The organism is Rhodococcus sp. IC4_135, from assembly GCF_011602025.1.
In the GTDB taxonomy this organism is placed as follows: Bacteria; Actinomycetota; Actinomycetes; order Mycobacteriales; family Mycobacteriaceae; genus Rhodococcus_F; species Rhodococcus_F baikonurensis.
Map to the genome: position 1 here is coordinate 650,644 of NZ_JAAOLG010000002.1, position 14,857 is coordinate 665,500.

The 14,857-nt window shown below is 64.2% G+C and carries 14 protein-coding genes; 5 read left to right on the forward strand and 9 right to left on the reverse strand.

Translation table 11 applies throughout. The annotated features are described in order from the left end of the window. Nucleotides 1-215 precede the first annotated feature (215 nt). The 3 genes from cofD to G8767_RS07890 are packed head-to-tail and all read left to right on the forward strand — an operon-like array spanning nucleotide 216 to nucleotide 3,154. Entirely contained in the window at nucleotides 216-1,208 is a 993-nt protein-coding gene (gene cofD, locus G8767_RS07880) for a 2-phospho-L-lactate transferase (RefSeq protein ID WP_095969084.1), read from the forward strand. Then, a complete protein-coding gene (locus G8767_RS07885) occupies nucleotides 1,205-2,590 on the forward strand; it encodes a coenzyme F420-0:L-glutamate ligase (RefSeq protein ID WP_166809772.1) in 1,386 nt (461 codons plus the stop codon). Before cofD ends, G8767_RS07885 begins: the two co-directional genes overlap by 4 nt. A gap of 3 nt (nucleotides 2,591-2,593) precedes the next feature. Then, nucleotides 2,594-3,154: an NUDIX domain-containing protein gene (locus G8767_RS07890; RefSeq protein ID WP_095969082.1), complete on the forward strand. Its 561-nt coding sequence runs from the start codon at nucleotides 2,594-2,596 to the stop codon at nucleotides 3,152-3,154. Here G8767_RS07890 and G8767_RS07895 read toward each other — a convergent pair. From G8767_RS07895 to rfbD, 4 genes are read right to left on the reverse strand one after another with little or no spacing between them, the layout of a single operon-like run. Beyond that, the gene (locus tag G8767_RS07895; RefSeq protein WP_166809773.1) at nucleotides 3,145-3,915 is read right to left on the reverse strand and encodes an SGNH/GDSL hydrolase family protein; all 771 of its coding nucleotides are present in this window, start codon (nucleotides 3,913-3,915) and stop codon (nucleotides 3,145-3,147) included. The two genes, G8767_RS07890 and G8767_RS07895, sit on opposite strands and share 10 nt — an antisense overlap. Before the next feature lie 32 nt (nucleotides 3,916-3,947). Then, nucleotides 3,948-5,027: an NDP-sugar synthase gene (locus tag G8767_RS07900; protein ID WP_206029005.1), complete on the reverse strand. Its 1,080-nt coding sequence runs from the start codon at nucleotides 5,025-5,027 to the stop codon at nucleotides 3,948-3,950. Further along, complete coding sequence (locus tag G8767_RS07905; RefSeq protein ID WP_095969079.1) at nucleotides 5,027-5,941, reverse strand: glycosyltransferase family 2 protein; 915 nt, start codon at nucleotides 5,939-5,941, stop codon at nucleotides 5,027-5,029. Before G8767_RS07905 ends, G8767_RS07900 begins: the two co-directional genes overlap by 1 nt. 43 nt (nucleotides 5,942-5,984) lie before the next feature. After that, nucleotides 5,985-6,824 carry a dTDP-4-dehydrorhamnose reductase gene (gene rfbD / locus G8767_RS07910; protein WP_166809775.1) on the reverse strand — a complete coding sequence of 280 codons (840 nt, stop codon included), beginning with the start codon at nucleotides 6,822-6,824 and terminating at the stop codon, nucleotides 5,985-5,987. A gap of 114 nt (nucleotides 6,825-6,938) precedes the next feature. On the opposite strand from rfbD, the gene G8767_RS07915 reads away from it, so the two are divergent. Both G8767_RS07915 and G8767_RS07920 read left to right on the forward strand, forming a co-directional pair. Next, nucleotides 6,939-8,423, forward strand: coding sequence for an LCP family protein (locus G8767_RS07915; protein WP_095969278.1), 1,485 nt, complete (start codon nucleotides 6,939-6,941; stop codon nucleotides 8,421-8,423). A 21-nt stretch (nucleotides 8,424-8,444) separates the two neighbouring features. Beyond that, nucleotides 8,445-9,158: a TIGR03089 family protein gene (locus G8767_RS07920; RefSeq protein ID WP_124566415.1), complete on the forward strand. Its 714-nt coding sequence runs from the start codon at nucleotides 8,445-8,447 to the stop codon at nucleotides 9,156-9,158. 3 nt (nucleotides 9,159-9,161) lie between these two features. Here the strand turns inward: G8767_RS07920 and G8767_RS07925 are convergent, their stop codons facing one another. The 5 genes from G8767_RS07925 to G8767_RS07945 all read right to left on the reverse strand — a co-directional run bounded on the left by G8767_RS07925 (nucleotide 9,162) and on the right by G8767_RS07945 (nucleotide 14,855). Then, entirely contained in the window at nucleotides 9,162-11,612 is a 2,451-nt protein-coding gene (locus tag G8767_RS07925; protein WP_166809776.1) for an ABC transporter permease, read from the reverse strand. Then, nucleotides 11,609-12,406, reverse strand: coding sequence for an ABC transporter ATP-binding protein (locus G8767_RS07930; RefSeq protein WP_124566417.1), 798 nt, complete (start codon nucleotides 12,404-12,406; stop codon nucleotides 11,609-11,611). Before G8767_RS07930 ends, G8767_RS07925 begins: the two co-directional genes overlap by 4 nt. A gap of 135 nt (nucleotides 12,407-12,541) precedes the next feature. Next, on the reverse strand, nucleotides 12,542-13,234 hold the full coding sequence (locus G8767_RS07935; RefSeq protein WP_124566418.1) for a response regulator transcription factor: 693 nt from the start codon (nucleotides 13,232-13,234) through the stop codon (nucleotides 12,542-12,544). A 35-nt stretch (nucleotides 13,235-13,269) separates the two neighbouring features. Then, entirely contained in the window at nucleotides 13,270-14,457 is a 1,188-nt protein-coding gene (locus G8767_RS07940) for a sensor histidine kinase (RefSeq protein ID WP_095969073.1), read from the reverse strand. A gap of 20 nt (nucleotides 14,458-14,477) precedes the next feature. Further along, on the reverse strand, nucleotides 14,478-14,855 hold the full coding sequence (locus G8767_RS07945; protein ID WP_166809777.1) for a hypothetical protein: 378 nt from the start codon (nucleotides 14,853-14,855) through the stop codon (nucleotides 14,478-14,480). Nucleotides 14,856-14,857 lie beyond the last annotated feature (2 nt).

A 14,857-nucleotide genomic window follows, 5' to 3' on the forward strand; every position in this document is an offset into this window, starting at 1 on the left:
CCCACCCCGTCGACCGTTCGAAACTGTGTTCGAAACCGGCCCCGCTGCAAGTGAACTCACAAGTAGCGGTTGGAATGACACATTTGAGATTACACACGTCCAGCGTGTCGCGGTCAAGCTAAACGAGATGAATCCATTAGTATTCCGGCCCCCAATTGACGGGACCTTCTGCCCGCCAGACACGACGACGCGCCGACCGCCTAGGCTCTGTTGTCGTGAACGTGACTGTATTGGTTGGCGGCGTCGGCGGGGCCCGTTTCCTTCAAGGTGTGCAAAATGCGCTCGGAATCGTCGGTGGTGAATCCCTCGAGAAATACGAAGGCCCACATCGCATCACGGCCGTCGTCAACGTCGGCGACGACGTCTGGATGCACGGTCTGCGCATCTGCCCCGATCTGGACACTTGTATGTACACACTCGGCGGTGGCATCGATACCGAACGCGGGTGGGGGCACGCCGGTGAAACCTGGAATGCGAAAGAAGAACTCGCGGCATACGGAGCGAAGCCGGATTGGTTCGGCCTCGGAGATCGCGATATCGCAACGCATTTGATTCGCAGCCAGATGCTCCGCACGGGATATCCGTTGTCCGCGATCACCGAAGCGTTGTGCAATCGCTGGAATCCCGGTGTCGCATTGCTTCCCGTCAGCGACGACCGCAGCGAAACACACGTCGTGATCACCGATCCGGAAGACGGTGAGCAGAAGGCGATTCATTTCCAGGAGTGGTGGGTACGCCACAGGGCACAGGTGGAAACTCACAGCTTCGCTCACGTCGGCGCCGAGCAGGCCAAGCCCGCGCCAGGGGTGGTCGAGGCAATCGACGGTGCCGACATCGTGCTGATCGCACCCTCCAATCCCGTCGTGAGCGTCGGCGCGATCCTCGCGGTGCCGGGCATTCGCGGAGCCCTGCGCACCACCGCCGCCAAGGTTGTCGGCCTCTCCCCCGTCATCGGCGGAAAACCGTTGCGCGGCATGGCTGACGAGTGCCTCGAAGTGATCGGGGTCGAGACGACTTCCGAGGCGATCGGTCGTCACTACGGAGCTCGCTCGATCAACGGCATTCTCGACGGCTGGCTCGTCGACGAAGGTGACACGGCCGACATCGACGGGGTGGACGTGCGAAGCATCCCACTTTTGATGACGTCCCCCGAAGAGACCGCAAAAATGGTTCGAACGGCTTTCGAGATCGCCGGAGTCGAACTGTGACCGAACCCGGAACCGAAGCAAGCCGCGACGGAAATCACTCTCCCGGCGATCACTCCCCCGGTGCCGCAATCGAAGTCATTCCCGTGCTCGGACTTCCCGAATTCCGGCCGGGAGACGATCTGGCCGCCGCCGTCGTCGACGCGACGCCGTGGATCGAGAGTGGCGACGTCGTTGTCGTCACGAGCAAGGTGTTCTCCAAAGTCGAGGGGCGCATCGTTTCCTCGCCCACCGATCCGGAGGAGCGCGACGCAGCACGACGCCTCCTGGTGGATCAGGAGGCCGTCCGCGTCGTGGCACGCAAGGGCCGCACTCTGATCACCGAGAACAAACTCGGCATCGTGCAGGCCGCATCCGGCATCGACGGCTCCAACGTCGACGGTGCCGAACTGGCTCTGCTCCCCGTGGATCCGGATGCGAGCGCTGCGGGCCTGCGCGCCCGGATTCTCGAGAGCACGGGCAAGTCCGTCGCCGTCGTCGTGACCGACACGATGGGTCGTGCGTGGCGCAACGGACAGACCGACGCCGCAATCGGTTCCTCCGGCATTCCGGTCCTGCACGGCTACCTCGGAGCACAGGACAGTCAGGGCAACGATCTGATCGTCACCGAGATCGCGATCGCCGACGAGATCGCCGCTGCGGGCGATCTGGTCAAGGGCAAACTCGGCGGCGTTCCCGTCGCCGTCGTGCGAGGACTCCGATTCGAGGACGACGGTTCGAGTGGCCAGGATCTGATTCGCCGCGGCCCGGATGATCTGTTCTGGCTGGGCACCGAGGAGGCTACGGCGATGGGCCGCGGCCAGGCGCTGCTGTTGCGTCGATCGGTCCGACAGTTCGCAAGCGACCCCGTCGACGCGGAGATCATTCGCAACTCGATCGCCGAGGCACTCACCGCGCCCGCACCGCACCACACGAGGCCGGTGCGATTCGTGTGGCTGCGTACCGAGTCCGTCCGAACTGCTCTCCTCGAGAAGATGCGTGAGCAGTGGGCCGCCGATCTTCGCGCCGACGGTCGCAGCGACGAATCCGTCGACGCGCGGATTGCACGCGGAAACATCCTGTTCGACGCCCCCGAGGTTGTCATTCCCTTCTGCGTACCCGACGGCGCACACAGTTACCCGGACCCCCGACGTACCGCCGCGGAGTCCACGATGTTCACGGTCGCCGCCGGAGCGGCCGTGCAGGGACTGCTGGTCTCGCTGGCCACACGCGGTGTGGGAAGCTGCTGGATCGGCTCGACGATCTTCGCCGCCGACCTGGTGCGTCGACACCTCGATCTCCCGGCCGATTGGCAGCCACTCGGCGCGGTCGCAATCGGGCACCCACTCGAACCACTGACTCCGCGCACCGTCTCCGCCCCCGGGGACGCGTTGGTGGAGATGTAGGTCATGTCAGCCGAATCACTGCACGCCTCGGCCAAGGGCGTCCTGGAGGGCTGGGTGACGCCCTCCGAAGCGGACGAGTCACTGCGGCACACGATGCTCGCGTTCCTCGATTCGGCTCCGGACGGCTGCCTTCGTCGCCACGCACCGGGACACATCACAGCGTCGTCTCTGGTTCTCGACGAGAGTGGCTGCCACGTCCTGCTGACGCTGCATCCCAAGGTGGGCAGGTGGATTCAGCTCGGCGGCCACTGCGAACCCGACGACGAGACGGTGGTCGATGCAGCATTGCGGGAGGCTCGTGAGGAGTCCGGAATTCACGACGTCCGGATAGACGCGGACTTACTCTCCGCCCACACACATCCGATCACGTGCTCACTCGGAGTCCCGACCAGACATCTCGATCTACGGTTTCTCGTTGTGGCACCGGATAATTCGCATATCGTCCGGAGCGCAGAGTCCACCGACCTGCGATGGTGGCCGGTGGACGCGCTCCCGCCGACTGCCGAACGCGAGACCATCGACCACCTGGTCGCGCTCGCACATCAACGCAAGAATCAGGACTGAATCGGGGACAGTTCGGGTTGCTTGGCGCTTACGCCGTCACCCGAGGACGTTCCCTTCACTCGCCGAGCTACCCACGGCACCAAGAACTCTCGTGCCCATTGACGATCCTCGCGACGAGTTTCGGCTTTCGTGAGAACCGGCGCCGGTCCCAGATCGGGCGGGATCAATCCGTGTTCGACACCGAGCACGTCGAGCACACGCGTCGCCATGTTCTCGTGCCCGGCGGGCGACATGTGCAGTCGATCCCAGTCCCACATCCGAAGGTCCTGATATTCGGAGAATCGCCAGAAGTCGACGAGGGTCGCACCATGGCGGTCCGCCACCTCACGAACGAGCTCGTTGTAGATCGCCAGACGTCCGCGGAGCTTGCCGAAGAAGGCGGACCATCCGGTGTCGTACGCGGTGAACATCAGAACCCGGGCGCCGGATTCAGTGAGCCGGCCGATTGCCGAATCGTAGCGGGCGACGACTGCATCGATGTCGAGCTTGGGACGCATCATGTCGTTTCCGCCGGCGTAGATGGTCACCAGATCGGGCTTCAGCGCCAGGGCGGGTTCCAACTGCTCGTCGATGATCGGTCCGAGTAGGCGACCACGAATCGCCAGGTTGGCGTAGCGGAACTCGGGATTGTTCACCGCCAGCTGCTCGGCCACTCGGTCTGCCCACCCGCGCAGACCGTTGGGGAATCGTTCGTCGGCGTCGCCGACGCCCTCGGTGAACGAGTCACCGAGGGCAACGTAACGGCTCGGAGGAGAAGTCATACCCACCAGTATTCCAGTAGGTCAGCTAACGATCACACATCTGTGCTGAAGCGCACGCCACCGTCCGGCAACGTCACGCCCGGCCACACGCGTGCGCCGCGCAACAATTCACACCGCGCACCGATGTCCGCGCCGTCTCCGATGACGGCGTCGCGAACCAGTGCTCGGGGCCCGATACGGACGCCGAATCCGAGGATCGATCGTTCGACCACCGCGCCGGCTTCCACAACTGCGCCGTCGAAGAGAATTGCACCGTCGAGGCGCGCACCTGCGCCGACTTCGGCTCCTCGACCGACGACCGTGCCGCCGATCAGGACGGCACCCGGCGCGATTCCGGCTCCAGGGTGAACGAGGGACTCACCGCGCGGACCTTCGAGAGCGGGCGAAGGAGCGATGCCCCGCACCAGGTCGGCGGAACCACGAACGAAGTCCTCGGGGGTGCCCATGTCCCGCCAGTACGACGAGTCGACGTGACCGAACACGCGCTTGCCCTCGGCGAGGAGGTTCGGGAAGACCTCACGCTCCACCGACACCGGGCGTCCTTCGGGGATCTGCTCGATGATCTCGCGCTTGAACACGTAGCAACCGGCGTTGATCTGATCCGTCGGCGGATCCTGCGTCTTCTCCAGGAAGGCCGAGACCCGTCCGTCTTCGTCGGTCGGAACACAACCGAATGCACGCGGGTCACCCACGCGAACCAGGTGCAGGGTCACGTCGGCATCCGTCTTCTCGTGGGTCTCGAGAATGCCGTTGAGATCGGTGCCGCCGAGCACGTCACCGTTGAACACCATGACGTTGTCGCCACGCAACTTCGGGAGCACGTTGCGGATTCCGCCACCGGTGCCCAGTGGTTCGGTCTCGAAGACGTATTCGATCTCGAGCCCCATCTTGGAGCCGTCGCCGAAGTAGTCCTCGAATACCTCTGCCTTGAAAGACGTTCCGAGCACAACGTGCTTGATACCGGCTGCCTCGATCCGGGCGAGCAGATGTGTCAGGAACGGCAGGCCGGCGGTCGGAAGCATCGGCTTGGGTGCCGACAACGTCAGCGGACGCAGCCGAGTGCCCTTGCCGCCTACCAGGATTACGGCGTCGGTCGGATTCTGATCGGACATCATTTTCCCCCGTGGTTCGAAACTGTTGGGTTGTCGGTCGAGTTGTCGGTGCGAGCGCGCTCGCGGACTGCTGAAGCTACGGCGATCTTGGATCGCACAGCGAGGCCACCGCGCAGGGCAAGTCGCAACGGAGCCTGCCACCAGTGCGGATGGCGATCAGCCTGGAACTGGTACGCACTGCGATGATGGGCGGGCAACATCAGTTCCGGATGACGTCCTGCCGCATGGCCTTTGGCATGCGTGACGACAGCCGAGGGGACGAATACGTTGAGCCACCCGGCTTTTCCGAGGCGGTCACCGAAGTCGACGTCCTCCATGTACATGAAGTAACGAGAGTCGAAACCGGAGATGGTGTCGAAGGCGTCGCGTCGTACCAACAGGCACGACCCGGAAAGCCAGCCCACGGCACGCTCGGTGACGGCCTCGTTCTCCTGACGGTAACGAGCAGTCCACGGGTTCTTCGGCCATACCGTACCGAGCAACGCGTGCCCGACGCCCGAGGTGATGTCGGGCACCGTTCGCGCCGACGGATAGACACTGCCGTCCGGTTCGAGGACCTTCGGCCCCAGTGCACCGGCCCTTGGCCACCGATTTGCCGCAGCCACCAATTCGTCGAGTGAACCGGGTGCCCATTGGACGTCCGGGTTGGAAATCACGACGAATTCGATCGACGAATCGATCTCCGCGACAGCCCGATTTATCGCTCCCCCGTACCCGATGTTTCCACCGGTACGAAGCAGACGGACATGCTCGTACTTGGCATCAGCGGCCTCGGGGGCACCATCGGTCGACCCATTGTCGGCCATGATGACCTGGGGTTTTTCTGTCGTCGCCACAGCGAGCGTGCTCAAGAAATTCTCGAGATGCTCGCCTGGCGAGTAGGTCACCGTTACCACGGCCAGCTTGGGACTCACGCCGGTCAGCCTAGCCGTCCGCGGCCACTGCCCCGAACAATGCTCACGCCAGAGCGGCGTGCAGAGCCTCTCGCCACGGACGCAACGGCGTCATTCCCGCGGTAACCCATGCGCGCTCGGACAAGACCGAATATGCCGGGCGCGGGGCGGGGCGTACGAACTCCGCGCTATTGCACGGGCGCACCCGTGCCGGGTCCGCGCCGATCTCCTCGAACACAGCTCGCGCCAACTCGTACCAACTGGCTTGCCCGCTGTTGGTCACGTGGAATGTCGACGCACCCGTGAAGTCCCGCAGCGCGAGTTCGACGATGCCGCCGGCCAGATCGACGCTGTACGTGGGTGACCCGATCTGGTCGTCCACGACGTTCACGAATTCTCGTTCGGCTTCGAGCCTTCGCATCGTGGCGACAAAATCGGTACCGACACCCGAATACACCCACGCGGTACGCACGACGGCCACGTCGGCCCCCGAATCTCGAACAGCGATCTCGCCGTCCAGTTTGGTTCGGCCGTAGACCGTCGCGGGACCGGTCGGGGCATCGACGTCGTAGGGCGTGCTCGCGTCGCCAGGAAATACGTAGTCCGTCGAGACGTGGATCAACCGCGAACCGGCACGCGCACACGCTCGCGCGAGATTCAGCGGTCCGATCTCGTTGACCGCCCTCGCTGCCTCCTGGTCTGTCTCGGCAGCATCGACTGCCGTGTACGCAGCGCAGTTGATCACCACCGAATCAGGCGAGACGAACTCGTCGACCGCGCGGCTGTCGGTGATGTCGAGCTCGCGGGAACCGACGGCCGTCACAGTGTGACCCGCCGACGTTGCGAGAGCATCGATACGTGTTCCGAGCTGCCCTCGGGCGCCGGTGAGCAGGATATTCGTCACATGGTTGAGTCTGGCACGCCGCGCCGAGGTACCCGCGGCCGAGCATCGGACCAGTAACCTGAAGGAGTGTCCCACCAGCAACCGCAGCGCCGCGCGCGTCCACGACCTGCGCCGATTCGGACCAAGACGAGCCCGGCTCGCATAGCGGTCGCGGTGCTCTCCGTGCTCGTACTGCTGGTCACCGGGTTCGCGTGGCGGGGTGTGGACTCGTTGAGAAACAGCCTGGCCACTGCCAGCGGCCTCGGCCTCGGTGGGGGCAAGGACGGAGCCATCGACATCTTGATGGTGGGTACCGACAGTCGCACCGACGCACACGGCAACCCGCTCTCGCAAAGCGAGCTCGACTCGTTGCGCGCCGGCGAGGAAGTCGCCTCCAACACCGACACCATCATCTTGATCCGCGTCCCCAACGACGGAAGTTCTGCAACCGCGATCTCGATTCCCCGCGATGCATACGTCAACGTCCCCGGTATCGGTATGTCGAAGATCAACGCCGCGTTCGGTGCCACCAAGGAAACCGAGCGACTGAAGTTGGTCAACAACGGGTCGTCCGACACCGAAGCAGACAAGAAGTCGACGGAAGCCGGCCGAACCGCGCTCATCGGAGCCGTGGCGAATCTGACCGGCATCACCGTCGATCACTACGCCGAAGTCGGTCTACTCGGATTCGTCCTGCTGACCAACGCCGTGGGTGGAGTCGACGTCTGTCTCAATGCGCCGGTCGACGAACCGATGTCCGGAGCCAACTTCGCAGCCGGGAAACAGACACTCGACGGCGCCGACGCGCTGAGCTTCGTGCGACAACGACACGACCTTCCTCGCGGCGACCTGGACCGGATCGTGCGCCAGCAGGTGTTCATGGCTTCTCTCGTCAGCAAGGTACTCAGCGCGAAAACGCTGAGCGATCCCGGAAAACTCAGTCAGTTGACCTCGGCCGTTCAGCGTTCCGTCGTCATCGACGACGACTGGGACATCATCGAATTCGCCAAGCAGTTGCAGAATCTGGCCGGCGGAAAGGTGCAATTCGAGACCATTCCCGTTCTCGACATCAACGGCATGACCGATTACGGCGAGTCCATCGTCAAGGTCGATCCCAAGGCCGTCAAGAAATACATCGCCGGACTGGTCGGCGCCGACAGCGAGGACTCGGAGGAGACCTCGGAGGCACCGACCACCGTGAATGCGTCCTCGATCACCGTCGACGTCGCGAACGCCAGTGACATCGCAGGGTTGGCCAGCGGAGTTTCCGAGGCGTTGAGTGCCCTCGGGTACAAACAGGGTCAGGTCGGCAACAACACCGGCGCCGATGTCTCCGAATCGACGGTGTTCGCAAAGTCCGCGGACGACGACGCTGCACTCGCGGTGGCCGAGGCACTCGGGGGCCTGACGGTCAAGGCGGATTCGTCGTTGTCCTCGGGCAAGGTTCGAGTCGTCATTGCCGAGGACTACTCCGGGCCGCAGTCCGCGGACGCGGTATCTCCGTCCGAAGGCGCAGCGACCACGACTGAATCGGCGAGCACCACCGAGACCAGTCCCACCCCCGCACCGCCCGGTCCCCCGATCGATGCGGCCTCCAACGGTCCCCGCTGTGTTAACTGAACGGCTGCGTAAGCTGATGACGTGCCTTCGCCTGTAGACAACCTGACCGACGCCCTCCTCGGACCGATCTTGACTGCCGACCCGGCCGGCCCTCGCGTGACGTACTACGACGATGCCACCGGCGAGCGCATCGAATTGTCTGCGAGCACGCTGGCCAACTGGGCGGCCAAGACCGCGAACATGGTTCGGGACGAGTTCGCCCTCGAGCCCGGCGGCAAGGTCGCCGTGCTGCTGCCCGCACACTGGCAGAGCGTCGCCGTCTTGCTGGGTGTGTGGTGGGCAGGCGGTGAGGTAGTCCTCTCCCCCGACGCCGACGCCGAACTGGCTTTTGTCACCGCCGACCGCCTGGACGACGTTGCGGACGTACCCGAAGTAGCCGCACTCTCACTCGACGCGTTCGGCAAGGGATTGAGCGATCTTCCGCTCGGCGTCGCCGATTACGCAACGTCCATTCGCGTCCACGGCGATCAGTTCCGCAGCGCCGGAGCCGGTTCGGCGTTGGAAGGCCGGTCCGTAGTGGACACGATCGACGCGGCTCGTGTATCGGCGAAGAACATCGAATTGGCGTCGACGGATCGTGTCCTCTCCAGCCGGACGTGGGACACGGCAGACGACTTGATCGACGGGCTTCTGGCCGTCCTCGCCGCAGGCGCCTCACTCGTGCAGGTGGCCCACCCGGACACGGAAGCTACCGCGCGCCGAGTGGGCACCGAGAAGGTCACAAAGCAGTTCTGAGCGCTAGCTCGCGAGAGCTGTCACCGGTGACACCAGTCCCGCCCGCCGAGCGGGGAGCAGTGACGCGATCACACCGCAGATTCCGCCGATCAACACGATGGCCACCAACTGCACCCACGGCACTGCGCTGAGGGCAACGTCCTCGATCCCGAACACCGATGCGGTACCCGCTACGCCGAACACCATCCCGAACAACACTCCGATCACCGATGCAACTCCTGCCACCAGCAGTGCTTCCCAGATCAACATGGCTCGAATTCCCTTCTTGGTCAATCCGAGTGCGCGGAGCAGTCCGGATTCGCGGCGCCGTTCGAGTACGGACAGCGCCATCGTGTTTCCGACGCCGATCAAGGCGATCAGCACCGCTACCGACAGCAATCCGGCAACCACCATGAGCATGGTGTCGAGGATCGAATCGAGGGCTGAACGCATCTCGGTCATTCCCTGAACATCGCTGCCCGGGGCTTCCTGGCGTGCGAGGTCGGTGATGCGGTCGGTGGCGGCGAGCGCCTGTTCGTCAGTATCCGTATTCAACCTGACCCAGTACGAATCGGTGGTCGGTGCAGTGGCCGCTGCACCCAGATCTCCTCGATCCAGCAGCGCTGGTTGACCTTTCACGCCTTCGATCACGCTGACGTTGACGGCGCCGCGATCCCCTCTCACCGTGGCCGTATCGCCCGCCGAGAGTTTGTACTCGGACAGATCAGCGGGCGAGAGCACGAGCTGACCGGCAGTGGGTACCGAGATCTCGGTACGCAGAACATCTTTCACCCGAGCAGCGTCGACGCCGAATCCGGCCAGCGAGCCGCGCCCGTCGATCGTCAGTTCGGCCTTGTCCAGACCGCTCACCGCGCCGACTCCGTTGACGGCCGCAATGTCAGTCCCCAAACCGGCGGGCAGGGGCGCGGAGCCGGAGCTGCTCACCATCACGTCGACCGGAAATTGGCTGTCCATTGCTGCAGGTGCAGCTTCCTTGACCGTCGCGATTCCCACGACGAGCGTGCTCGTCAATGCGACTCCGATCAACAGAGCCGTGGCTGTCGCCGAGGTCCGGCGTGGGTTTCTCCCGGCGTTGCCTGCTGCCAGGCTTCCCACCGGACCGATCAGTCTCGCCAACACGCCGCCGGCGGCATTGATCAGTGCAGGCACAATTCGACCGGACAGGGCTGCGATTCCCAGGAACGAGAACAGCCCACCGGCGGTTGCGGCCGGCACCTGCTGATTCGTCACTCCCAGGACCGTCATCGCGATGCCCGCGAGCAGGATCACGACGCCGAGAACCCGGCGCACCACCGACACCTGAACGCTCTCGGGCTTGGATTCCATCGGCTGCAGTGCCGCCAACGGGGACAACTTCGTTGCCGCCCGTCCGGGCGCAGATGCAGCGAGCATCGTCATCACGATGCCGACAGCAAGGCCGACCACGACGGTCACCGGGGTGACGCTCAGTGACGAAAGTGGAACCGGCACATCCGCGGCCGTTGCTACGCGACCGATCGCCCAGGCAAGTCCGACACCGAGTCCGACGCCGATCACCGAGGCGATCACGCCGACCGCCGCGGCTTCACTGCGAATGCTCCGGCGAACCTGCTTGGCCGTGGCGCCGACGCATCGCAGCAACGCGAGTTCCTGAGTGCGCGCGGCGAGCAAAACGGCAAACGTATTGGCGATCACCAGCGCGGCAACGACTACGGCGATGGCGCCGAAGGCGAGCAAGACCGTACTGAGGATCTTGGTGCCGCCCATGTATTCCGCTGCGGCGTTGTCCGTGGCTTCTTCTCCGGTCAGCACCGTGGAGCCCGAAGGCAACGCGCTCGAGATCGAATCCACGAGTTGCTGCTGCGAGCGTGAACCGTCACCGGCAACACGGAACTCACGTTCGGCACTGTCGCCGGCCCACGCGCTCACCTGCTCGGCAGTGGTGAATATCTTGATCCCGCCCAGACGTTGCGCCGAACCGGAGAGATCGACCAGGCCGACCACCTGTGCGGTGGGTGCCGCGGCACCTTCCGTCGAATACCGCGCCGTGACAGTGATTCGGGCACCCATCGGTATCCCGGAGTCCGCACTCACCAACACCTGCCCGAGGCCGGTGGGAAGCGACCCCTCCGACACCTTCTCCCAACGCAATTCGGGATTGTCGGCGATCGAGAGCGCATCCCCGTAGGACGCGCCCTTTGCCTCGGAATCGACACGAACATACGTCGACACGTCGTCGGCGACCGCTGAGACGCCCGGCACTGCGCTCAGCACTGCTTCTGTCACTCCTGGACCGGAGGCGACAACATCGGTGGTTTCATATTGCGTCGCAAGTGATTTACTCACACTCGCATCAACCGTCGAGCTCAATGTCAAAGTCGCGACGATGTATCCGACTGCGATCACCACGGCGAGTATCGACGCCACATAGCGCCCGGCATGCGCCCGCGCCTGGGCAAAGGCCAGACCCTTCATCGCAGTGCGCCCGAAGCCGCAGGAACATCGGCCAAGTCGTCGGCCCCGAGGGCGCGCATGGCACCGATCACCGAATCGACGGTGGGATGGTCGATCTCTCCGGCGATGCGCCCGTCCGCAATCAACACGACTCGGTCCGCATACGACGCCGCCACCGGATCGTGTGTCACCATGACGACCGTCTGACCGGTCTCCCGGACGCTGGTGCGCAAGAGTCCCAGAACCTCTGTCCCGGAACGGGAATCCAGGTTTCCGGTGGGTTCGTCGGCAAAGATCACGTCGGGCTGCGGCAGGAGTGCGCGGGCGACAGCAACACGCTGCTGTTGACCACCGGACAACTCGTGCGGAAGGTGATCGAGGCGCTGGGACAGCCCTAGCTTGCCGATCACCTCGTCCATCCACTCGGGCGACGGTTCACTGCCTGCCAACTTCATCGGCAGCAGCATGTTCTCCCGAGCAGTGAGCACCGGAAGCAGGTTGAACGCTTGGAAGACGAACCCGATTCGCTCGCGTCGCAGTTCGGTGAGTTCCGTGTCGCCGAGTTTCGTGACCTCGGTGTCGCCCAGGAAAACCTGCCCGCCCGAGACCGTGTCGAGTCCGGCCAGGCAGTGCATGAGCGTCGATTTTCCGGAGCCGGACGGGCCCATGATCGCGGTGAACCGCTCACGGCCGAAGTCCACGTCGACGCCGCCGAGCGCGTGAACCGTGGTCTCACCGGTGCCGTACACCTTGGTGACACCGCGCGCGGTGATCGCCGGCACTTCGGCTGGTTCCGTCGTGGTGTGCGCATGCATTCTTTTGCCCTCCGTAAAGCTTCTCGCTATGACGGAATCGACGTTATTGCAGCGCAAGTGGTCTCCGCGTCGGAGCGCGGGGCGATCTTCGAAACCCCGGTGTCATCCCGGGGTAGGACTGGACACGACTGCTCGTCAGCCCTCGGTACCGAGGAGGTCGGCGCGCTTGACCAAGCCGATCTGGAAAGCGAAGACGACTGCCTGCACACGATCACGTGAATGCGTCTTCGAAAGAACCCGTCCGACATGGGTTTTCACAGTCGTTTCGGAGACGTGGAATTTGGCGGCGATCTCCGAATTCGACAGCCCGTACGCCATGGCCTCGAGCACCTCGACCTCGCGGGGGGTCAACTCTTCGGGCAACTGCGCTTCGGGCGCCGAACCTTCCAGGAGCGGCCCGACGTGCTGAAGAAGTCGCCGGGTGGCCCGGGCCTCGATCACCGCGTCCCCGCGGTGCACGGTGCGGATGGCGTCGAGCAACTGCTCCGGTGGCACGTCCTTGAGCAGGAATCCGCTGGCGCCCGCCCTGATTGCCGACATCACGTACTCGTCGTTGTCGAAGGTGGTGAGCACCACGACCTTCGGTGCATCGGGATCGGCCAGGAGCCGACGGGTCGCCTCGATGCCGTCCATCTTCGGCATCTGGACATCCATCAGGACGACGTCGACATGACGGGCGGCCAATTCGGTCAGTGCCTGCTGACCGTCCGAAGCCTCGACCACTACGGACAGATCCGGCTGCGAGTCGATGACCATTCGAAAACCTGCGCGGACCAGCTGCTGATCGTCGATCAGTGCCACTGCAATCGGAGCCACGTGTTCGTCCATGCCACTCACCTTAAGACCTGCAGACGTTTCAAGACCTACCCAGACGTTCGTTCGTAGGGCAGGACAGCCCGGACACTGTATCCGCCGCCAGATTTCGGTCCGGCGGTAACTTTGCCTCCGTGCAGTTTGGCGCGCTCGGCCATTCCGATCAGCCCCTGCCCGCCTGGTGACGATTCGACCAACGCTGCGCTGCCACCTCGTCCGTCGTCGGTAATGCCGAGAACGAGTTCGGTTTCAGCCCACGTCATCTCGACGCTCGCCTGTGCTCCTGGTCCGGCATGTTTGAGAACGTTCGTCAGTGATTCCTGGACGATGCGATACGCCGTCAACCCCGCACCCGCAGAGAGTTCGCGTGGTTCGCCGGTCACGCTGACGGCGATGTCGAGCCCACTGCTGCGCAACTCGTGGAACAGACTGTCGATGTCGCCCGCACCCGGGATCACCGAGAAGTCACGGGGCGTGTCCTCGCGCAGAACCGACAGAAGCGAGCGCATGTCGGTCAGCGCCTGGCGGCCCGTGGAGGCAATGGTTTCGAGCGCCTGAACGGCAGCCTGCGGGTCCTTCGCCGCACTGTAGCGTCCGCCGTCGGCTTGGGCGATGACAACGGTCAACGAATGCGCGACGATGTCGTGCATCTCGCGCGCTATCCTCGAGCGCTCGCTGATCGTCGCGATTTCCGCTTCCTGCGCACGCTCGAGTTCGAGCAACCGTGCGCGCTCGGTCAGGCCTTCCAGTTGTTTGGTGCGGACTCGACGCAGATCACCGAACGCCCAGACCGCGAGCATGAAGATCATGACGGCCACGGACTGCATGACCTGCGAAGACACCGGGATTCCGTCGTAGCCGAAGTATCGAACAGTCCCGGCAATCGAGCCGAGCAACGCGAGCAGCAGACCGGTGAGTGAACTCCATCGTGCGCCGTAGGCGGCCAGCGCGTACAGGGAGATGGGAACAACGACGGCGGACGCCAGCAGCGTATTGCCGATGAAGATCACGTGCAGTACCGAGAACCCGGCGATCACCATGCCGGAGAGTTCCGGGCGCGAGCGCCGCCACACCAGCGGAACCGTCATGCCCAGCGAGATGAACACCGCCAGCGGACTCGCCTCGACCGCAACGACGACACTGAACAGTGCGGCAACCGTCGCGATGCAGATGTCCACACCGCGAGCATGATCCGCGCTCCAGCGGACGAAGCGTTCACTAGTCGGAAAACGAGCCATGACGCCAACAGTAGCTTTGCTCAGGTGCGGTAGCCGCCGTCTTCGAGTCCGGCCTCGATCTCGAATCGGTTCCGCGGCCCGCGATGACGCAGCTCCTCACGCAGGTAGAGCAGCCCGAATACGATTCCGTACCTGGCCCATTGGTCTGCGTGGACAGCTTCGTGACGAAGGACGGATCGAGTCGTGTTTCTCCGCGTGAGATACACACCACCGAGAGTTGTTCCGCCTCTGGCGAACCCGCCGCGTAGCCCGGAAGCGACAAAGATCCCGGACTCGTCGTCGAAGCTGATGTCCGCGCCGAGAAGCCCGGCGTAGAACAGGGCGACGCGAGTGACGAATGCGGACTGCGCGCTGCCCCGGCTCGCTCGGATCAGCGGCAGCCCGCGTCGTGCACACACGA

Bases quoted from the DNA above. Each gene is read 5' to 3' on its own strand.
- G8767_RS07890 (WP_095969082.1), top strand. From the start codon at position 2,594: ATGTCAGCCGAATCACTGCACGCCTCGGCCAAGGGCGTCCTGGAGGGC.
- G8767_RS07895 (WP_166809773.1), bottom strand. From the start codon at position 3,915: ATGACTTCTCCTCCGAGCCGTTACGTTGCCCTCGGTGACTCGTTCACC.
- G8767_RS07900 (WP_206029005.1), bottom strand. From the start codon at position 5,027: ATGTCCGATCAGAATCCGACCGACGCCGTAATCCTGGTAGGCGGCAAG.
- G8767_RS07925 (WP_166809776.1), bottom strand. From the start codon at position 11,612: ATGAAGGGTCTGGCCTTTGCCCAGGCGCGGGCGCATGCCGGGCGCTAT.
- G8767_RS07930 (WP_124566417.1), bottom strand. From the start codon at position 12,406: ATGCATGCGCACACCACGACGGAACCAGCCGAAGTGCCGGCGATCACC.
- G8767_RS07935 (WP_124566418.1), bottom strand. From the start codon at position 13,234: ATGGACGAACACGTGGCTCCGATTGCAGTGGCACTGATCGACGATCAG.
- G8767_RS07940 (WP_095969073.1), bottom strand. From the start codon at position 14,457: ATGGCTCGTTTTCCGACTAGTGAACGCTTCGTCCGCTGGAGCGCGGAT.